The organism is Hymenobacter sp. 5317J-9 (genome assembly GCF_022921075.1).
Taxonomy (GTDB): domain Bacteria; phylum Bacteroidota; class Bacteroidia; order Cytophagales; family Hymenobacteraceae; genus Hymenobacter.
Window position 1 is genome coordinate 4,184,283 of sequence record NZ_CP095050.1, and the last position, 20,264, is coordinate 4,204,546.

Annotated in this window: 17 protein-coding genes; 8 read left to right on the forward strand and 9 right to left on the reverse strand. The window is 61.8% G+C overall.

The features are described 5' to 3' along the window. Positions 1 to 39 precede the first annotated feature (39 nt). Entirely contained in the window at positions 40 to 1,815 is a 1,776-nt protein-coding gene (locus MUN81_RS17550) for an OstA-like protein (RefSeq protein WP_245112795.1), read from the reverse strand. An 88-nt stretch (positions 1,816 to 1,903) separates the two neighbouring features. Here MUN81_RS17550 and tilS point away from each other — a divergent pair, with 88 nt between their 5' ends. From tilS to MUN81_RS17565, 3 genes are all read left to right on the forward strand, one after another. Beyond that, a complete protein-coding gene (gene tilS / locus MUN81_RS17555; RefSeq protein WP_245112796.1) occupies positions 1,904 to 3,235 on the forward strand; it encodes a tRNA lysidine(34) synthetase TilS in 1,332 nt (443 codons plus the stop codon). 189 nt (positions 3,236 to 3,424) lie between these two features. Continuing rightward, positions 3,425 to 4,369, forward strand: coding sequence for a malate dehydrogenase (gene mdh, locus MUN81_RS17560; RefSeq protein WP_198975951.1), 945 nt, complete (start codon positions 3,425 to 3,427; stop codon positions 4,367 to 4,369). 122 nt (positions 4,370 to 4,491) lie between these two features. Continuing rightward, positions 4,492 to 4,896, forward strand: coding sequence for a hypothetical protein (locus MUN81_RS17565; RefSeq protein ID WP_245112798.1), 405 nt, complete (start codon positions 4,492 to 4,494; stop codon positions 4,894 to 4,896). Between the two features lie 131 nt (positions 4,897 to 5,027). On the opposite strand, the gene MUN81_RS17570 is transcribed toward MUN81_RS17565, so the two are convergent. From MUN81_RS17570 to mutL, 3 genes are all read right to left on the reverse strand, one after another. Continuing rightward, on the reverse strand, positions 5,028 to 5,936 hold the full coding sequence (locus MUN81_RS17570) for a rhomboid family intramembrane serine protease (RefSeq protein ID WP_245112800.1): 909 nt from the start codon (positions 5,934 to 5,936) through the stop codon (positions 5,028 to 5,030). An 80-nt stretch (positions 5,937 to 6,016) separates the two neighbouring features. Continuing rightward, entirely contained in the window at positions 6,017 to 6,811 is a 795-nt protein-coding gene (locus MUN81_RS17575; RefSeq protein WP_245112801.1) for a rhomboid family intramembrane serine protease, read from the reverse strand. Between the two features lie 40 nt (positions 6,812 to 6,851). Next, a complete protein-coding gene (gene mutL, locus MUN81_RS17580; RefSeq protein ID WP_245112803.1) occupies positions 6,852 to 8,924 on the reverse strand; it encodes a DNA mismatch repair endonuclease MutL in 2,073 nt (690 codons plus the stop codon). A 288-nt stretch (positions 8,925 to 9,212) separates the two neighbouring features. Here mutL and MUN81_RS17585 point away from each other — a divergent pair, with 288 nt between their 5' ends. After that, positions 9,213 to 12,236 (forward strand): glycoside hydrolase family 3 N-terminal domain-containing protein, encoded by a 3,024-nt coding sequence (locus MUN81_RS17585; RefSeq protein WP_245112805.1) that lies wholly within the window; start codon positions 9,213 to 9,215, stop codon positions 12,234 to 12,236. 58 nt (positions 12,237 to 12,294) lie between these two features. On the opposite strand, the gene MUN81_RS17590 is transcribed toward MUN81_RS17585, so the two are convergent. After that, on the reverse strand, positions 12,295 to 13,065 hold the full coding sequence (locus MUN81_RS17590; protein ID WP_245112807.1) for a DUF2490 domain-containing protein: 771 nt from the start codon (positions 13,063 to 13,065) through the stop codon (positions 12,295 to 12,297). 272 nt (positions 13,066 to 13,337) lie between these two features. On the opposite strand from MUN81_RS17590, the gene bshA reads away from it, so the two are divergent. Further along, positions 13,338 to 14,474, forward strand: a complete 1,137-nt coding sequence (gene bshA, locus MUN81_RS17595) for an N-acetyl-alpha-D-glucosaminyl L-malate synthase BshA (RefSeq protein WP_198975957.1) — start codon at positions 13,338 to 13,340, stop codon at positions 14,472 to 14,474. A gap of 31 nt (positions 14,475 to 14,505) precedes the next feature. Here the strand turns inward: bshA and MUN81_RS17600 are convergent, their stop codons facing one another. Continuing rightward, positions 14,506 to 15,042: a hypothetical protein gene (locus tag MUN81_RS17600; RefSeq protein ID WP_190923096.1), complete on the reverse strand. Its 537-nt coding sequence runs from the start codon at positions 15,040 to 15,042 to the stop codon at positions 14,506 to 14,508. A 253-nt stretch (positions 15,043 to 15,295) separates the two neighbouring features. Between MUN81_RS17600 and MUN81_RS17605 the strand changes: the two genes are divergently transcribed. The 3 genes from MUN81_RS17605 (at position 15,296) to MUN81_RS17615 (ending at position 18,148) form a co-directional block, all read left to right on the forward strand. Further along, entirely contained in the window at positions 15,296 to 15,643 is a 348-nt protein-coding gene (locus tag MUN81_RS17605; protein WP_046243208.1) for an iron-sulfur cluster assembly accessory protein, read from the forward strand. A 67-nt stretch (positions 15,644 to 15,710) separates the two neighbouring features. Continuing rightward, the gene (locus MUN81_RS17610; RefSeq protein ID WP_245112809.1) at positions 15,711 to 17,924 is read left to right on the forward strand and encodes a penicillin acylase family protein; all 2,214 of its coding nucleotides are present in this window, start codon (positions 15,711 to 15,713) and stop codon (positions 17,922 to 17,924) included. Positions 17,925 to 17,965: 41 nt separating this feature from the next. Then, complete coding sequence (locus tag MUN81_RS17615) at positions 17,966 to 18,148, forward strand: hypothetical protein (protein ID WP_245112811.1); 183 nt, start codon at positions 17,966 to 17,968, stop codon at positions 18,146 to 18,148. A gap of 86 nt (positions 18,149 to 18,234) precedes the next feature. On the opposite strand, the gene MUN81_RS17620 is transcribed toward MUN81_RS17615, so the two are convergent. From MUN81_RS17620 to MUN81_RS17630, 3 genes are all read right to left on the reverse strand, one after another. Next, complete coding sequence (locus MUN81_RS17620) at positions 18,235 to 18,741, reverse strand: phosphoheptose isomerase (RefSeq protein WP_245112813.1); 507 nt, start codon at positions 18,739 to 18,741, stop codon at positions 18,235 to 18,237. A gap of 91 nt (positions 18,742 to 18,832) precedes the next feature. Then, positions 18,833 to 19,246 (reverse strand): GNAT family N-acetyltransferase, encoded by a 414-nt coding sequence (locus tag MUN81_RS17625; RefSeq protein WP_245112815.1) that lies wholly within the window; start codon positions 19,244 to 19,246, stop codon positions 18,833 to 18,835. An 80-nt stretch (positions 19,247 to 19,326) separates the two neighbouring features. After that, positions 19,327 to 20,211: a ChaN family lipoprotein gene (locus MUN81_RS17630; protein ID WP_245112817.1), complete on the reverse strand. Its 885-nt coding sequence runs from the start codon at positions 20,209 to 20,211 to the stop codon at positions 19,327 to 19,329. Positions 20,212 to 20,264: the final 53 nt, after the last annotated feature.

The window sequence follows — 20,264 nt, forward strand, 5'->3', positions numbered from 1 at the left end:
TCCGCAGCAAGAGTGCCGGGCCGGGGCCAAAGGTTGCAGCTAGCGCCGCACGTTAGGCGCCGCCAAGGGCGCTTTCGCCGGCGGGGCGGGCTTAGGGCTCGCAGATTTGGGCGTGGTTTTCTTCGGCACCGGCTTGGCCGACTTGCTGGCGGGGCTGCGCTTGGTAGTTGTGGTCTTTTTCTTAACCGGCTTGCGCTTCTTGGGTCGGTCGTCGAACTGCTTGCCCAACACTTGGCGGCGGGTGGGGCGTTCCGCGGCGCGCCACTTGTAGCCCTTCAGGCGCTCGTCGTCGGGCTTGAGCTCGTGCGGCGGGATGAACTTGGCCTCGGGGTTCGAGAGAACGGTGATTTTGTTGAGCTTGCTTTCCAGGAACAGCAGCCGCATGTTGGCCGAGAGCACACGGTTCATGCCGGTGGTGGCGGTGTCGTTGTCGAGGGCGTAGAAGATGCTTTCGGCATTGCCTAGCACGTCCACGCGCCGCAGCTGGTTGTCGCGGAAGTAGGCCATCATGCTGCGGCCCTTGGTCTGGTTGAAGTTCAGCAGCGTGTCCTGGCTCACGGCAAAGGCGTTGCCGTAGAGGCGCATCTCGTCCACCTTGCCGCGCTTCGAGCGGATTTGCATTGAGTCCGAGGTGAGCTGGTTTTTGGCCTGCCACAGCACGGGGTCCTGGTTGAGGTAGATGATGCTGTCCTGCCGGTCGTAGGTCAGCGAGTCGCAGATGCCCTGCATCTGGCCCCGGAATATCTGCACCTTGGGGTAAGCGTAAAGTACCGTGCGCGTGGTGGTCTGGCCGGGCCGCGCCTCGATGCTGATGAGCGTATCGGCGGCCATGTACAGGGTGTCTTTCTGGTTGCCGATGTTGCGCACCACGGGCCGGCCGCCGTAGAGCTTGGTGCGGCCCAGGCCGCGCCAGTACTTGCCTTGGTCGCCGCGCAGGGTCAGGTTGTCTTTCTTGGAAATGAGCGAGACGTGCCCCTTAGCCACGCCATACTGCTTCTTCTCGTCATACACCAGCTGGTCGCCGCCCAGCAGGTAGTTGGGCGTGTCGATTTTGGCGTTTTGTTTGAAGTTGGAAACCCGCGTTATCGTGTTGTAAGTGCCGCCCTCGGCGTAAAGGTTGCCCGACTTGCCCTTGATGCGGGTGGGGCCGTTGAAGTAGGCAATTTTGCTGACCGTGTTGTAGCGCAGCGTGTCGTTGTTCAGCTCTGAATCGGGCGTCACGAGGTGCACATTCCGCTTGAAAACGAACACCTTGCTGTTGGTGTCATAAAAACCCTGCTCGCTGTCGAGGGTGTTTTGCGGGTCGGTGAGGTGGCCGGTTTGGGTGTAGGAGGCCGTTTTGCGGTTCAGGTCGTAGTCGAGGGCCGGCGTGGTCAGGGTCATGCGCGGGTCGCGCATCACCACGTTGCCGGTCATGCGGGCCGTGCGCTTGGTGCCGTCGTAAAAGCCGTGGTCGCCGGTGATGGTCATGGTGTCGCTTTGCACCACGCGCACGTTGCTGAAGGCCTCCACCTGGTTGGTTTCGGTGTATTGGTAGGCCGAGTCGCAATACAGAAACACGTCATCCTGCTGAAAGCTGACGTTGCCCAGCAGCTTGCGAATTTTCACGCCATTGAAGATGCCGCCCACCAGCTGGCCGGTGGTCAGCAGCTTGATGGGCGAACCCTTTGCGCCGGGTTTGGGCGCGGTGCCGGCCCGGGCCGGGGCGGTGGTGACCGGCACGGGCGTGCCGGTGCCCGGCGCGGTGGGGCGCTGCGCTTGCCCCAGCAGCGGCAACAAAATCAGCAGAAGAAAAAAGACGCGCGAGAAGAACATTCGGAGGGCAAAGGTACGGACGGGGCCCGCGCTAACGGCCATCTTTGCGTGGTAGTGTCCGCGGGTCAGCCGGGCACTCGCTTTGTTTATGCTCGATACCGTTCGCCGCTTCATTGAGGAGCACCACCTGTTTTCCATCGACAACGACCCCATCCTCGTGGCCGTCAGCGGCGGGTTGGATTCGGTGGTTTTATTAGACATTCTGCACCGGCTGCGGGTTCAGGTGGCCGTGGCGCACTGCCACTTCGGCCTGCGGGGCGAAGACGCCGACGCCGACGAGCAATTTGTGCGCAAGCTGGCCAAGCAGTACGGCCTCCCCTACTTCGCCGAGTTTTTTCAGACCAAAGCCTTTGCCGAGCAGGAAGGCATTTCGACCCAGATGGCGGCCCGCCTGCTGCGCTATCGCTGGTTTGAACAGGTGCGCCAGACCCAGGGCCTGGCCTACGTGGCCACCGCCCACCACCAGCGCGACCAGGCCGAAACCATGCTGCTGAACCTCGCGCACGGCACCGGGCTGGCCGGCCTGCACGGCATTCAGGTGAAAAACGGCCACGTGGTGCGCCCGCTGCTGGGCGTGGGCCGCGACGACCTGCACGACTACTTGGTGGAGCGCGGCCTGCGCTGGCGCGAAGACGACAGCAACGACAGCCCCGTGTACCAGCGCAACCTGCTGCGCCACGAGGTGCTGCCCGTGCTGCGCGAAATCAACCCCAACCTCGACGAAACCATGGCCGGCACCGCCGAGCGCGTGGGCGGGGCCGAGGAAATTGTGCGCCGCTACGTGGCCGACACCGCCGCCCAGGCCCGCCGCGACGAAGCCGAGGTGACGTACCTCAACATCAGCACGCTGCAAAAAACGGCTGCCACCGCGCTGGTGCTGCAGGAGATTCTGCGGCCCTTCGGCTTTTCGTGGCTGCTGGTGAAGGACATTGTGGCGGCGTTCGGCGGCGAGAGCGGCCGGCGCTTCGACTCGCCCACGCACCGGCTGGTGAAGGACCGCGAAAACCTGGTTATCACCCCGCGGCGCACGTCGCAGTTCGGCACATTCCAACTGGCGGCGGGCCAAACCGACCTGCTGGCCGACGGCATGCGCCTGAAAGCCGAACTGCACGACGACGCCCGGCACTTTATTATTCCGCGCTCGAAAAGCACGGCCGCGCTCGATGCCGACAAGCTCAAATTCCCGCTCACGCTGCGCAAGTGGCAGGAAGGCGACTGGTTTATGCCGCTGGGCATGAAGGGCAAAAAGCTGCTCAGCGACTTCCTCATTGACCAAAAGGTACCACTCAACCTGAAAGACGACGTGCGCGTGCTGACCTCGGCCGACGGCAAAATCTGCTGGGTGGTGGGCTGGCGCGTGGACGACCGGTTCAAGGTGGAAGACAGCTCCGAACGCGTGCTCACGGTGCAGCGCATGTAGAGACGCAACATTTTGCGTCTCGTCGTTGAACGATGGAGTCCACCCGGCAACTGGCCGATATCCACGCGGCACGGACGACGAGACGCAAAATGTTGCGTCTCTACATGCGCCGTTGTCGCTTTTCATTGTGCCTTCCTTCGCGGGGAGGTACTTTTACCCACGAAACTCCAACCCCCCAATTCTTTTCCTATGAAAGTTACCGTAGTCGGAGCCGGCAACGTGGGCGCAACCTGCGCCGATGTGCTCGCCACCCGTGAAATTGCCAACGAAATTGTACTGGTCGACATCAAGGAAGGCATCGCCGAAGGCAAAGCACTCGATATCTGGCAGAAAGCCCCGATTATCGGCTACGACTCGCGCACCGTGGGCGTGACCAACGACTACGCCCGCACGGCCGGTTCCGACGTGGTGGTGATTACCTCGGGCCTGCCCCGCAAGCCCGGCATGAGCCGCGACGACCTGATTGGCATCAACGCCGGCATCGTAAAATCGGTGACCGAGCAGGTAGTGGCCCACTCCCCCAACGCCATCATCATCGTGGTGAGCAACCCGCTCGACGTGATGACCTACCAGGCCCACCTCACCGCCAAGCTGCCCCGCGAAAAGGTGTTCGGCATGGCCGGCATCCTCGACACGGCCCGCTACCGCGCCTTCTTGGCCGAGGCCCTGAACGTGAGCCCCAAAGACATTCAGGCCGTGCTCATGGGCGGCCACGGCGACACCATGGTGCCCCTGCCCCGCTACACCACCGTGGGCGGCATCCCGGTTACCGAACTCATTTCCAAAGAGAAGCTTGACGCCATCGTGCAGCGCACCGCCGTGGGCGGCGGCGAGCTGGTGAAGCTGATGGGCACCTCGGCCTGGTACGCGCCCGGCGCGGCCGCAGCCCAAATGGTGGAAGCCATCGTGCGCGACCAGCGCCGCGTGTTCCCTGTGTGCCTGGAGCTGCAAGGCGAATACGGCATCAACGGCGTGTACCTCGGCGCCCCGGTTATTCTGGGCAAAAACGGCGTGGAGCGCGTGATTGAGCTCCAGCTGAACGACGAAGAGAAGCAGCTGCTCGAAACCTCGCGCGGCCACGTGAAAGAGGTGATGGACGCCCTCGACAAAATGAGCAGCGCCCAGCCCGCTTAACGTTTCAGTTTTAATTGCAAAAAGGCCAGTGCTTTGCAGCACTGGCCTTTTTTGTTGCAGCTGTTAGCTTAAATTATATGCTTACTTTGCAATATTCCCGCCTGCCTTTTCCATTTCAACCCATGAAAAAAGAGCTCATCAATTCGTTCGACAAGGTGTACCTGACCATCGAGCTGGATGAAGCCAATGGCTGGATTTATAACAACTGGGTGGGCGTGCTGCCCACCGAGAAGGTGATTCAGGGCTGCCAGGCCACCATCGATTTTCTGCGGGAAAAGCCGTGCGCCCAAATGCTGAACGACAACCGCGAAGTAGTCGGCTCGTGGAGCTCGGCCAACGACTGGATTGCTCAAAACTGGATGCCGCAGGTGCTGCGGCTGGGCCTCAAGCGCTTTGCCCACGTGGTGTCGCCCGGCATTTTCGGGCAGGCCTCGGCCGCCGAGATGGTGACGAGGGTAGGGTCGCAGTTTGAGATGCGCTTGTTTCAGGACATTGAACTCGCTAAAAACTGGCTGCGCGAGGCGTAACCAGAACGTCGTGCTGAGCGCAGTCGAAGAATCTCGCGTGCAATAGTAAATGAATTACTGCTGTGGCAGAGATGCTTGGATTGCGCTCAGCACGACGTTCTTTTGCCTTTCTGGCTGCTTGTAATCGTAGCCTATTGCTGGCTGGCGCGGAACAGCTTCTGCTTTTCTTCCTTGGATAGGCTCTCGTAGCCGGAGCGCGAAATCTTGTCCAGAATGGTATCGATTTCGTCCTGCAGGGGCTGGCCGGGGGCGGCGGGCTTTTTGGCTCCGCTGGCGGAGGTGGCGGCCACGGGCTCGGCGCGGCGCGGGGGGCTCACGCGCATGGCGGGCTGGCGGTGGGTGAGGTTGCTGAAGAAGTTGCCCACGGCCTGCACGGGGCGGCCCAGGTCGCGGCCGGCCTGCAGCTGCTTGATGAACACAAAGCCGAGCAGGGCGCCGCCCAGGTGTGCAATTTCGCCGCCGGGATTGCCACCGTTCACGCCGGCCAGCGAAATGAGCACCACCACGGCCGCAATCCACTTAATCTTGACCGGGCCAATAAGAATGAGCATGAAAGTGTAGTCGGGCAGCAGGGTGGCGCCGGCCACAATGATGGCCGTAACGGCCGCCGACGCGCCAATCATGGGCGTGCCCACGCCGGGCTGAAACACGGGCAATAAGTTGAAGCTCAGCAGAAAAATGGCCGCCCCGGCCAACGCACCCAGCACGTAGATGCTCACCAGGCGGCGGTCGCCGAGGTACTCGCGCACCAGCTGCCCAAACCAGTAGAGGTTGAGCAGATTGAAGAGAATATGGAAGAATTCCTGGTGGCAAAAAGCGTAGGTCAGCAGCGTCCAGGGGTGGCGAATCAGCACGGGTAGCGACGACGACAGCTCCAGCTGCTTCATCACCACGGGGTAATACCCGCCGGCGCTGCTCAGCGTGAGGATGGCCCGCAGCACGATGAGCGCCGCAAACACAATCACATTCAGCAGAATGAGCTGCATGAGGGCGTTGTCGCGGCGGCTAAAGGCAGTACGGATGTCTTGAACAATGCTCATGGCAAGGGTCAGGGATTAAACAGATGCAACGAAATCCGCCGTCCAAAGGTGGCGGCGGGGGCAGTATCTCAACTCATTTTTTAGTAAAACCGCTCCCGGCCGCCTTCCCAGTACTTCACCACAAAGAAACCGATGAGCAGGCCGCCCAGGTGGGCAAAGTGGGCCACGTTGTCGCCGGGCACGCGGTGCACGCCGCTGTATAGTTCATACAAGGCATAGAGGCCGACAAAATATTTCGCCTTGATGGGAAAGGGTATGAACAGCAGCATCAGCTCGGTGTTCGGAAACAGGTAGGCGAAGGCGAACAACAGGCCAAACAAGGCCCCGGAAGCGCCCACCATGCCGCCGAATTTCGAATTGAGGGTTTCTTCCACGGCGCCGTCAACGGCACTGGTGGCGGCGCTGATGTATTCCTGGTTTTGCGGATTGCGCTGCAGGGCGCCGGCCAACGTTTCGTAGCCGGTAGCGTCGGGGAAATAGGAGCGAAAGAAGTTGGCAAAATCCGGCCCCGAGGGCGTCTGGTGAAACTCCTGCCGCGCCTGCTCCATTTTGTATATCTCGTAGCCCCGTACGCCTTCGTACAGCAGCCCGGCCCCTACCCCGCATATCAGCCAGAAGGTGAGGAAGCGCGACGGCCCCCAGCGCTGCTCCAGCAACGGCCCGAAGGAAATCAGGCCGAACATGTTGGAAAACAAGTGCCCCCAGCCGGCGTGCAGAAACATGTAGGTAAAAAACTGCCAGGGGAAAAAATACGGCGAGCCAATGGGATACAAGCTACCGATTTGGGTGAGCAGCGGCAGCAGGCTCATTTGGGCCAGCAGAAACGCAATGTTCACAATCAGCAGGTTGCGAACGGTGGGGGTCAGGTTGAACATGCAGGGATAATAGGGCGCCGCGCAAGCCGCACGGCCGGACTTACTTACGGAAAAAATCGGCCAGCTGCTGCCCATCAAGCAGCACCAGGGTTTTGCGGCCGTCGGGGGTGTAGCCGGGGGTCTGGCAGGCAAAAAGGCGGTCGGCCAGGGCGCTGAGCTCGGCCTCGGGCAGGCGCGTGGCGGCCGTGCTGGCGGCCACGCGGCGCGCCAGGGCCCGGGCCAGGCCCTCGCTTTGGTCGAGCTTGAGCGGGCCCGCGGCCGTACGGAACTGCTCAATCAGGCTTTCCAGCAGCTCCTTTTCGTTTTGAGGCGGCATCCCGGCCGGGATGGCCTCTACGGCAATCGTGTTCGGCCCGAACTCCACGAAGATGAAGCCCAGCGCGTGCAGCGGCTCGGTGAGCTCGCGCAGCACGGCGAAATCGGCGGGCGAAAACGTGACCGTGCGCGGAAACAGCAGCGTTTGGGACGTGCCCACGGCGCGGCCCAGCTCCTGCCGGTACTGCTCGTAGAGAATACGCTCGCGGGCCGCCTCCTGGTCAATCAGCAGCACACCCGACTTCACCGGCACCAGCACGTATCGCTGCTGCACCTGCAGGGCCCGGCTGCCCGAGCCGCCCTCGCGGGCAGGAGTGGGCGTGGCGGGCGAAGCTTCGGGCATGGCGAGGCCCAGCGTGAAATCTTCGGTGCCAACGGAGGCTGGCGCCACGGGCGGCTCCGGCGGAAAATCGGCCTCGAAGCTGCGCACTACGGGGTTGTCGGCGCCCACGGCCTTGTCTTCACGCACCGGCTGGCCGAGCTCACGGTAAAAGGCTTCGAGTTCGCGTCGGGCCTGCTCGGTGGGGCGCGGCGGCAGGCCCCGCTCATAGCCATCGCGCCGCACTTCGGGCGAGAAATTGGAAAAGCCGGAGCTGTTGGCCGACGGGCTGCGGGTGGCGGCCGAAGCGGCGGCGGCCAGCGCATCGGGGCGGTAGGTGTCGTGGCTGGCGGCAGCGCGGGCGGCGGGCGTGGCCGCGGGCAGGTGGTCGTGGGCCGTGACGGGCGCCTCGCCGGTACCCTTGCCAGCCCGCAGCGGCCGGATGGGCGCAAAATTCACGTCCCCATCGAAGTCCAGCGACGGCGCGATGTTGTGGATGCCCAGGCTTTGCTTCACGGCGGCGCGCACCACGGCGTAGACGGTTTTCTCGTCCTCGAACTTTATTTCCGTCTTCGTGGGGTGTACGTTGATGTCGATGGCCTTGGGGTCGAGCTCCAGAAACAGCACGTAGAACGGGTGCGTGTCGCGGGCCAGCAGGCCCTCGTAAGCCGCCAGCACGGCGTGGTTCAGATAGGCCGAGCGGATGAAGCGGTTGTTGACGAAAAAGAACTGGTCGCCCCGGCTTTTCTTGCTCGACTCGGGCTTGCCCACGAAGCCGCGCACCGAGATGGAGTGCGTCACTTCCTCGCAGGCGGCCAGCTGCTCCTTGTAGCCATTGCCCAGCAAGGCCACAATGCGCTGGCTGAGCTTGCCGGCCGGCAGGCCAAACACCTCCAGTTCATTTTGATAAAGCGAGAAGGCAATCTGCGGATTGGCCAGTGCCACGTGCTGAAACTCGTCGAGGATGTGCCGCATTTCCACGGCGTTGCTCTTGAGGAAGTTGCGCCGGGCCGGCACGTTGAAAAACAGGTTTTTGACGGAGATGCTGGTACCGTCGGGGCAGGCGGTGGGCTGCTGGCTGGTCACCTGCGAACCTTCCACCAGCAGCAGGGTGCCGGTGTCGTGGTCGCGCTGCTTGGTGCGGATTTCGACCTGGGCCACGGCCGCGATGCTGGCCAGGGCCTCGCCCCGGAAGCCAAGCGTGCGGATTTTGAACAGGTCTTCGGTTGAGCGGATTTTGCTGGTGGCGTGGCGCTCCAGGCTCATGCGGGCGTCGGTGGGCGACATGCCAGCGCCGTTGTCGACCACCTGCACGAGTTGCTTGCCCGCTTCTTTCACAATGAGTTGGACCTGAGTGGCGCCGGCATCAACGGCATTTTCCAGCAGCTCCTTCACCACCGAGGCAGGGCGCTGCACCACTTCGCCGGCCGCAATCTGGTTGGCTAGGTATTCGGGAAGCAGGCGAATGATATCGGGCATTTCGGGAAAGCTAGAGGCGGGTAGCGGAAAAGAGCGTAGCAGAGCTAACGGGCACGCAGACAAGCGCAAACGCACCCGGCAATAACCGGAAACTGAACGCGTTGTAAACCCTTGACGGGGTTTTGTGCGTACCTTCGCGGCTAAATAGCGGAGTTCCAGCTTGAAATTTTCCGGCAGTGCCGGGAGTATTTCAAGCCGCAGCCGGCTTCGTTTGGAACCTCCAAACCCAACCGCCGGGTTCCGCTGTTACCCACGACAAAAGTACGGCCCCCGCGGCCCGTTTGCCTCTTGAACCAACCCATCAACTCCACGGGGCTCCTGCGCATCCCACTTCAGCTGAGCCTGGCCGCTTTGCTGCTGGCCGCGGGCATGCTGCTGTCGTTTTCGGAAACAAAGAAGCTGCCCGCCGACCCGTTGCCGGCCTCGCCCAAGGAAATGGCCTGGGTTGACAGCGTGTTCAACTCGCTCACGCCCGAGCAGCGCCTGGGTCAGCTGTTCATGGTGGCGGCCTATTCCAACAAGGACCGCAGCCACGTGGAGCGCATCGAGCGCCTGGTGCGCAATCAAAACATTGGCGGCGTTATGTTTCTGCAGGGCGGTCCCAAGCGCCAGGCCATCATGACCAACCGCCTGCAGGCCGCTGCCAAGGTGCCCCTGCTCATCGCCATGGACGCCGAGTGGGGCCTCGACATGCGCCTCGATTCCTCGGCCCACTACGCCAAGCAAATGACGCTGGGCGCCATGGACGACCCCAAGCTGGTGTACCAGATGGGCCGCGACATTGCCCGCAAAATGCGCGCCCTGGGCGTGCACATCGACTTCGCGCCGGTGATTGACGTGAATTCCAACCCCGGCAACCCCGTCATCGGCAACCGCTCGTTTGGCGAAGACCAGAACCGCGTGGGCGCACTGGGCATTCAGTACATCAAGGGCTTGCAGGAAACCGGCGTGATGGCCGTGGCCAAACACTTCCCCGGCCACGGCGACACCGACACCGACTCGCACGTGTCGCTGCCGGTCATCAACACCGACCTGGCCCGGCTGCAGAAAGTGGATTTGGTGCCGTTTCAGCAGTCGTTCGAGGCCGGCGTGATGGGCGTGATGGTGGCCCACCTGTACATGCCGCTGTTCGACACCACCAACGCCAAGACCACCACGCTGTCGCGGGCCCTGGTGACGGACCTGCTCAAGGACAAGATGGGCTTTAAGGGCTTGGTTTTTACCGATGCGCTCAACATGAAGAGCGTGAGCAAGCTCTACAAAGACGGCGAGCTCGACGCCATGGCCCTGGCCGCCGGCAACGACATTCTGCTGTTTTCGGAAGACGTGCCGGCCGCCCTCAAGCGCATTCAGGAGGCTGCCGCTACGGGCGCGCTCAAGCAGGAAGACCTGGACCTGCGCATCAAAAAGATTTTGCGCGCCAAGTACTGGGCCGGGCTGGCCAGCTACAAGCCCACGCGCCTCACTACGCTGCGCGACAGCCTGAACCAGCCGTTCACCAAGGTGCTGGCCCAGAGTATTTTTGAGCACGCCGTGACGGTGGTGAAGAACGACGACAAGCTCCTCCCCTTCCAGCGCCTCGATACGCTGCGCATTGCCGCCATCACCATTGGCACGCAGGCCGAGGGGCCGTATGCCACCATTTTCAACAAGTACCAGCCCGGCCCGGTATACGCCGTGCCCGACCGCTACGCCCCGGACAGCACCTTTACCCGCATTGCCAGCCGCCTCACGGGCTACAACGTGGTGGTGGTGAGCCTGCACCAGATGAACAACACCCCCAGCCACAGCTACGGCATCGGCGACGGGGCGCTGAAGTTCATCAAGCAGCTTGAAGCCAACAAGCGCTTCAAAACCGTGGTGGTGGCCATGGGCAATGCTTATTCGCTGAAATTTCTGGAGGATGCCCGCACCCTGGTGTGCGGCTACGAAGACCATTACGCCGCGCAGCTGGTGGTGCCGCAGGTGCTGTTTGGCGCGCTGCCGGCCCGCGGCAAACTGCCCGTCACGGTGTCGCCCACCATGCGCGCGGCCACGGGCATCGCCACCCCCGACCTGCACCGCCTGCGCTACGCCGCCCCCGAAAGCCAGGGCCTGAGCTCGCGCGTGCTGGCCCAGATTGACAACATCGCCCTGGAAAGCCAGACCTACGCCGCCGCCCCCGGCTGCCAGGTGCTGGTGGCCAAAAACGGCACCGTGGTGTTTGACCAGAGCTACGGCTACTGCACCTACGACCAAAGCCAGCCCGTGACCAGCAGCACCTTGTACGACCTGGCTTCGGTGACGAAAGTGGCCGGCACGCTGCAGGCCGTGATGTACCTCAAGGACCAGGGCAAGCTCAACATCGAGGAAAAAGTAGCGACCTACCTGCCCGAGCTGGCGCGCACCAACAAGCGCGACATGACCGTGCGCGACGTGCTGCTGCACCAGGCCGGCCTCAAGCCGGGCATCCCGACCTGGGAGCGCACCATGCGCGACGGCCAGCTCAAGCCCACGTTCTACGCCAGTATTCGGTCCGACGACTTCCCTAACGAAGTAGCGCCCGGCGAGTATAGCACCAAAGCCGCCGACGACTCGGTATGGGCCTGGACCATGCGCTCGGGCCTGTTGCCTAAAATCAAAGGCAAATACCCCACGGAGTATTCCGACCTCAGCTTTATTGTGATGAAGCGGGTGTGCGAGAAGATTCTGAAGCAGCCCATCGAGAATTTCCTGCAGGACAATTTCTACCGGCCGCTGGGCCTGGGCAGCATGACCTACAACCCCCTGCAGCGCTTTCCCAAAAGCTGCATCGCGCCCACCGAGAAAGACACCTACTACCGCCGCGAGCAACTGCAGGGCACCGTGCACGACCAAACCGCGGCCTTGGTGGGCGGCGTGGGCGGCCACGCCGGCCTTTTCGCCACCGCCAACGACCTGGCCGTGCTGATGCAGATGAACCTGCAAAACGGCAACTACGGCGGCACCCGCTACTTCCAGAACCCGGTGGTTTCGGAATTTGCGCGCCCGCAGAACGGCGGCCGGCGCGGCCTGGGCTGGGACCACGGCGACCCTAGCAAGCCCGAAGGCCCCACCAGCAACCTCGCGCCGGCCAGCACCTTCGGCCACACCGGCTTCACGGGCACCTGTGTGTGGATGGACCCCGATAACGACATCCTCTACGTCTTCCTCTCCAACCGCGTGTACCCCGACGCCGGCAACAACAAGCTGCGCCAGTACAACATCCGCACGCGCATTCAGGAGGTGATATACAAGGCGTTGGCGGCAGAGAATGCCAAGAAGCTGGCTTCCGCCAACTTAGAGCAGAAGTAACCTCTCCCACAGCACAAAAGCGCGAGGGCGTGGCGGCAAAGCCACGCCCTCGCGCTTCTTATTTGATGATGAAGTCCATCATCAGGTTGTAACTGGTGGTGAAGGCCGTTTGCTGGGTTTCGCGCCAACGCTGGTACATGATGCCGATGTCCCAATCCAGCTTATGTTCGGCAAAGCTGCGGCGATAATACAGGGAAGCACGGTTTTCCGTGAATTTATATGGGCTCCACTGGTGCCCCAGCTCTTTGGCGGTGCCGGCGCTGTAGTCGTCGGTAGCCGTCAGCACTTCGTCGTTGAGGATAATCCAGTGGCGGTGGCTTTGGTCGATGGGGATTTTGAAATTCACCATATCCCGCACCCGCAATTCAAACGGCGTAGGCCAGCGGCCAAAATCGGGGGTAAAGTAAAAGCGGTAGTCAACGCGCAGCGTATTGGTGAAGAACACCTTGCCAAACTTCGTGTCGTAATAGAGCTTTTGAAACGGCCGCAACTCGTTGCGGAATGCATTGGTGGGGCTGGCCTCGTAAGGCTCGTCCTCCTGATAGGAATTGCGCCGCCAATATCCCGCCGAAACGGCTGTGCGCCAGTGCGGGCTCATGCGGTAGATGAAATCCTGCGTGACCACAAACAGACCCTGGCGCTTCACCGGATTCAGGTCGCCGGTGGGGTCGCTGTGCCGGCCGAAACCGACGTCCGTCACCCAGGTCCAGCGCTCGGGAATCTCTTTATCAACGCCCAAAGCCACCCAACTGGTGAGCTTGCCGCCCTGGGCCTTGGCGCCAATCTGCGCGGCCGCGTGGCCAGGCACAAGCCCGAGGCCGATGACCAAACACCCGGCTGGAAGCCCGGAAATCCGCCACCATCGGGGAATGAAATGGCCTGCTTGAGAGCAGGTTTGGGCAAGAATATTCGGTTTAACCAAGCATATCTTCATTACGTAACGTTTTCACTTTCACCTATTCTGCCCGACGTCATTCTCCTGCTGCCAGGAAAAAAAGCCGATGCGCGCAAGGTAGAAGGAGAAAGATGGCGTTTTCATTAACATCTCGGCGGGAAGGCGGTTAGGCAGAACGCGCGGCTCATTTTCGCGTTAGCTTCCCTATGAACATCGGAATCGTCTGTTATCCCACCTTTGGCGGCTCGGGCGTGGTGGCCACGGAACTGGGCAAAGCCCTGGCCCAGCGCGGGCACCGCGTTCACTTCATCACCTACAGCCAGCCGGTGCGGCTCGACTTCTTCAACGAGAACCTCTTCTACCACGAGGTGTATGTGCCGGCCTACCCGCTGTTCCAGTTTCCGCCCTACGAGCTGGCCCTGACCAGCAAAATGGTTGATATTGTGCAGAATGAGAAGCTCGACGTGCTGCACGTGCACTACGCCATTCCGCACGCCTCGGCCGCCTTTATGGCCAAGCAGATTCTGCGCTCGCGCGGCATCAACATTCCGGTGGTGACCACCCTGCACGGCACCGATATCACGCTGGTGGGCAAAGATTCCAGCTTTGAGCCGGTGGTGACGTTCAGCATCAACCAGAGCGACGGCGTGACTTCCGTGTCGGATGACCTGCGGCGCGAGACCTACGAGTATTTCGCCGTAGAAAAGGACATCACCGTCATCCCCAACTTTATCGACCTGCACCGCTTCAAAAAGCAGGAAAAAAGCCATTTCCGGGCCGCCATCGCGCCCGAGGGCGAAAAGCTGCTCATCCACACCAGCAACTTCCGCACCGTGAAGCGGGTGGAAGACGTGCTGCGCATTTTTGTGGGCGTGCGGGAGCAGATTCCGGCCAAGCTGCTGCTGGTGGGCGACGGCCCCGACCGCAACCGCATGGAAAAGCTGGCCCGCGACCTCGACGTGCACCGTGACCTGCGTTTCCTGGGTAAGCTTGAAGCCGTGGAGGAGGTGCTCAGCGTGGGCGACCTGTTTCTGATGCCCTCCGAAAACGAAAGCTTTGGCCTCGCCGCCCTCGAAGCCATGGCCTGCGAAGTGCCCGTGGTGAGCACCAACGCCGGCGGCATTCCCGAGCTGAACGTGCACGGCGTAACGGGCATGATTAGCGACATCGGCGACGTGCCCGACATGGTAAAAAACGCCCTCTACGTGCTGGCTGACGAGAACCTGCCGCGTTTCAAAGCTGCCGCAAGAGCAAGAGCCGAGGAATTTGCCGTGGAGAACATTGTGCCGCGCTATGAGGAGTGCTACCAGCGCGCCATTGAGGCCGTGAGCGCGGCAGTGTAGCAAACGTCTGCCTCGTCGGTCATCGCGAGCGCTAGAACAAACTCGCCGCCTCGTTCTTCACCACCGCAATGGCTTGGGCCGTGGGCTCGGCGCCATCCATCATCAGGCCTTCCAGAATGCGTTTGGCCAGCTCGGTGCCGCGGGCCTGGGCGGGATTCTGGATGCCGTGAAATGCGCGGTTTACCATGGTGAGCACGTTTTCCTTGGCTTCCTTCACCAGCGTCCAGGCATCGGCCGAGATGTAGAGCTGCTGCGAGAGGTTGTGCTCATACTCGGCCCGGATTTCCTGCTGCAGCAGGCGGTGAAACTCCGGCGCGGTGGAGCCGGCGCTGCTCAGCCGCACCAGAATGTTGTTGGGCGAAATGCGCTCCAGAAACAGAATGGCCCGCTCATAAGCCTGCAGGCGCAGCGGCAGCGTGGTTTTGTTGCTTTCGAGGCGCAGCTCAATCAGGCGGCGCTGCTGCTCTTTCTCCAGAAACTCCTTGAAGAGAAAATAGATGGCGCCGGCCACGATGAGGGCGGGCAGAATAATCTTGAGTAGGTCGTAGAAATAGGTGGTCGAATCCATAATTTTAAATACTTAGCCCGTCATGCAGAGCGCAGCGAAGCATCTTGCCTGCTACTACTAATGCATAACGAACCAACGAAGCAGTAAAGATGCTTCGCTGCGCTCTGCATGACGGGCTGATTGCACGTTGGGCCGCAAACTTACGCCGTGAACCGCCGGCCCCCAACTGCTGTTTACCCCCCGAAGCAGGCGCGTACCACTACGCCCGACTGCCGTATCTTTGCTATCCACCTCTCTTTAAATCGACTTTCGCATGGCTGCTGTTGCCACCCTCGCCCCCATTAGCCTCACCGACCGCGCCTTGGTCGAAGTGAAAAACATCATTCAGGAAAAGAACGTCCCGGCCGACTATGGCCTGCGCATTGGTGTGCAGGGCGGCGGCTGCTCGGGCATGAGCTACCTGCTGGGCTTCGACAAAGCCAAAGATGCCGACGAAACCTACGACCTCGACGGCCTCAAGCTCATCATGGATAAAAAGCACGCCATGTACGTGTTGGGTATGGAAGTCGACTTCCAGGACGGCCTCAACGCCCGCGGCTTCGTCTTCAACAACCCCCAGGCCAAGAGCACCTGCGGCTGCGGCTCGTCGTTCTCGGCGTAAGCATTTCGACTTTTTACCAAAAAAGCCCTGGCCAACCGGCCGGGGCTTTTTCGTTTACTTTCGCGCCATGCGTTTCCTCTCCCTTCGCCATTCCATTCTGCTGCCGGCTTTGCTGGCCGTCGGCGCCGCGCAGGCCCAGAAATTCACGGCTCCGGAACTGGCCCGCTGGAAACAGCAGGCCCAGCAGGTGAGCATTACGCGCGACACCTGGGGCGTGCCGCACATATATGGCAAAACCGACGCCGATGCCGTGTTTGGCCTGCTCTACACGCAGTGCGAGGACGATTTTGAGCGCGTAGAGGCCAATTACCTCGACGCCATTGGCCGGCAAGCCGAGGTAGACGGCGAGGCGGCGCTCTACCACGACATGCGGGCGCGCCTATTTATGGACAGCACGCAGGCGCTGGCCATCTACCGCAAGAGCCCGCCCGAGATGAAAAAGTTGCTCGACGCCTTCGCGGCGGGCACCAACTACTACCTCGCCACCCACCCCACCGTGAAGCCCAAGCTGCTGCGCCGCTTCCAGCCCTGGATGCCGCTCATGTTCAGCGAAGGTAGCATTGGCGGCAACATCAGCGTGGTGAGCATTGAGCGGATGAAGGCTTTTTATAGCCAGAAGAAATCGAGCTCGTGGATTGACACCGACTTTGAGAAGAAGGACCGGGAGCCCACCGGCTCCAACGGTTTTGCCATTGCGCCCGGTAAATCGGCCAACGGCCACGCGCTGCTGCTCATCAACCCGCACACCTCGTTCTACTTCCGCTCCGAGGTGCAGATGGTGAGCCAGCAGGGCCTGAATGCCTACGGCGCCGTAACCTGGGGGCAATTCTTCGTCTACCAGGGTTTTAACGAGCATTGCGGCTGGATGCACACGTCGAGCCAGGCCGACTCGATGGACGAGTACCTGGAAACCATTGAGAAGAAGAACGGCGCGTTTTTCTACAAGTACGGCGGCAAGCTGCGGCCCGTGCAGGTGGAGAAAGTGTCGTTGCCGTACCGCGACGGCAACCGGATACTGCGCCGGGAATTCACCGTGTACCGCACGCACCACGGCCCCGTCGTGGGCCAGAAAACCGACCAGCAGTGGGTGGCCGTGCGCATGATGAACGAGCCGCTGGCCGCCCTGCAGCAGTCGTACCTGCGCACCAAGGCCACGGGCTACGCCGGCTTTCAGGAAGTGATGAAGCTGAACGGCAACGCCTCCAACAACACGGTTTTTGCCGACAGCAAAGGCAGCATTGCGTACTGGCACGGCAACTTCATGCCCCGCCGCGACCCTAAGTTTGACTGGAGCCAACCCGTGGACGGCAGCAACCCCGCCACCGAGTGGAAGGGTTTTCATGGCGTGAACGAGCTGGTGCAGGTGCACAACCCGGTTAGCGGCTTCATTCAGAACTGTAATTCCACGCCTTACACGGTATCGGGCCCGGGCAGCAGCCCAGACGTGGCGAAATACCCGAAGTACATGGCGCCTGATGCTGAAAACTACCGCGGCCTCAACGCCGTGCGCGTGCTCAGCCGCAAAGCCGTCTTTACCCTCGATACGCTGATTGCCGCGGCCGACGACCCACACCTCACGGCCTTCGACGACATGCTGCCGCCGCTGCTCACGGCCTACCAGCCCACCTCGGCCGAAAAGGCCGCGGCCCCGGCCCTCGACGAGGCCGTGCAGATGTTGCGCACCTGGAACCACAACTACAGCAACACCTCGGTAGCCCAGACGGTGGCCATCTATTGGGCCGAGCGCCTGCTGGCCAAGGCCCGCGCCCGGGTGCCCGCCGCCCAGCCGCAGCTCGACTACATCAGCTTCACCAAGTTTGCCCTGGCCGACACCAGTCCGGCCGAAAAAATGGCCGCCCTCACCGAAGCCCTCGACGACCTGACCCGCGACTTCGGCACCTGGAAAACGCCCTGGGGCGACATTAACCGTTTCCAGCGCCTTACCGGCAAGGTGCAGGAAACCTATGACGACCAGCAGCCCAGCTTGCCCGTGGCCTTCACGTCGTCGGCCTGGGGCTCATTGGCTGCATTTGGGGCACGCACTTACCCCGGCACCAAAAAGCGCTACGGCAACGTGGGCAACAGCTTCGTGGCCGTGGTGGAGTTTGGGCCGCGCATCGTGGCGCGCTCGGTGGTGACGGGCGGCCAAAGCAGCCGCCCCGGCACGCCGCACTTCACCGACCAGGCCGATTTGTATTGCAACGGCCGCTTCAAAGAGGTGCGCTTTTACCCGGAAGACGTAAAAGCCCATGCGGAGAAAACCTATCACCCGGGCGATTAATCGCATTCACTCCATTATTTCTCACTTCACTCGCTCAGCCCATGGACGTTAAATATCTCTCCGATGACAAAGGCAAAATAACCGGCGTCTTCATCCCCATTGAAGAATGGGAACGCCTGCAAAAGCAGTACAGCATCACCGAAGAGGCCCCGGCCGACTCCGGTGCCAAGCTTCAGCAGTCGCTGGCCGACGCGCTGAAAAAAGCGAAGCCCAGCGAGAAGTAGCCACGTGTCGCCACTAGGAAAACGTAACTGGTAGTTCACAAAAAAGCCCGGCAATGCCGGGCTTTTCGTTTTCTTCTCTCCTCGGATTAGCGGCCGAAGTCGTCCTGCACGCGCACGATGTCGTCCTCGTCGGAAGGGTTGTCGCCGTCGGTGTGCTGCCAGATTTCGGCCAGCACGCCCCAGTCATTCAGGCCCACCAGGCGGTGGCGCTCGCCTTGCTTGAGCACGATGCGCTCGCCTACCTGGTGGGTTTTTACTTCGCCCTGCTCGTCGGTGTCGCTGGTGGCCACGCCCACGGGGCCCTGCACCACCTGCCAGATTTCGGCGCGGCGGTGGTGGTACTGCCAGCTCAGGCGCTGGTGCGGCGCCACCACCAAGACCTTGGGGCTCAGCTTGCCCGAAATGCGCAGGTTTTCAACCGAAAGGCCATTGAAATACGTGTCGGCAAATTGCTGGGCCTGGTCTTCGTCAATCACAAAAAAGCCGCCCCAAGGGCGCGTGGGGTCTTCCTTGGCAATGGTGAAGCCCTGCTGCCGGAGCTGCGTGGCTATTTGCTGAAAAAGCGCTTCTTTTTGAGGGGCTGAGGTAGGCATGCAATCACCAGGGAGGGTATTCGTCCGAAATTGGGGCTGCAATTTAGCGAATGACGCGCGGCTGGCTGGGATATTGAGCCCGGTGCTGACGTCAGGCGTTTTCGTGTGGCTGGTTTTGCCAAAGCGACATCGTCATTTCAAATTTCGCTTCGCCACTTGCTAGTAAGCCCAGGAACTGCCACCCGGCCCGGCAGTAAAAGGCTTCGGCACGGGTGCCCGGCGCGGTGCTCAGCCACACGGTTTCGGCGGTTTGGCTGAAATACCAGTTTAGCATGGCATCGTGCAGCATCCGGCCGGCACCCCGCCCGGCAAAATCGGGGTGCACAAACAACGCCCAGATGCTGTGCCCCTGCAGGTCGGCAATGGCAAAACCCACCGTTCGGCCGTCGGCTTCGGCCACCCAGCCTTTGCCGCGCCGCGTGAGGTGGTCCACATAGTCGGCAAACGTCACGAGGCCGGGCGTGTTCAGCACATTCTCCCGAACGGAGAGTCGGACGTCGGACATCGCCGGAATATCAGCAACAAGAGCTTCTCGTAGGAGCACAGCAGATTGTGTGGGGCCGTAAAAGGGCCCATCCCTTTGTGTTAATACGACTTGCCGGCGTCGGCCGGCACCACCACCACGTAGTCGGCCACGTTCAGCTGCTCCTTTTCCAGCGTCTGCAGCTGCTCTTGCGTCACCACGCTCAGGGTGCGCACGCGCAGCTTGGGCGCATACTGGCGCAGGTAGGCCACAATACCGTCGTGATGGTCGGAGTGGTAGCTGCCGTTGAAGTGCAGCAGCGTCTGGCCGGGCTGGCGGCTGGCGGCAATGAAATGGGCCATGGTGGCATCCTTCAAAGCCTGCGCTTGGATGATGTTCTGGGCCCCGCCGCCGTGGGCACTGCCCGCGCCGCTGAACATGGCGGCCATGTTTTTGTAGCCGGGCAGGTCGTAATCCACTTTCAGCGGCAACGGGGCCAGCAGGGCGCGGTCGGTGGCGGGCAGGTTGTCGAGGGCGGTGAGGCTGCGTTGGGCCACCACCCGGGCGAAGGGCCGCGGGGCATTGGTGCCCACCACGGGCACCTTGTTGCTGCGGGCAAACTGCAGCAGCGGGCGGTAGTCGGTACCGTAATTGGGCCACGGGCGGGCCAGGCGCTCAAAAGTCGAATCGGCCAGCATGCCGACGGCGTATTGCGCCACCAGCGGCTGCACGTCGCGCTCAAACATCTCCATGCCCAGCACCAGCTGGCCGGGCTTCTTCAGCTTCAGCAGGTCTTTGGCCACCTGCAGCTCCAGCCAGTGGGCCAGGGCATCGTTGTGCTGCTCGCCAAAGAGCACCACATCGGCCTGGGCCAGCTCGGCCAGCATCTGGTCGTAATCGGCCGCCTGGCCGGTAGCAGTGAAAAGGCGGTACGCCGGCCGGTCGCCGGTGAAGCTGGCGAGGCCGATGAGGAGCAACAGGAAGCTGGTGAGGCGGAGGAAGCGCATAGAATGAAGGGAGTGCTTACAAAAAAACGTCATGCTGAGCTTGTCGAAGCATC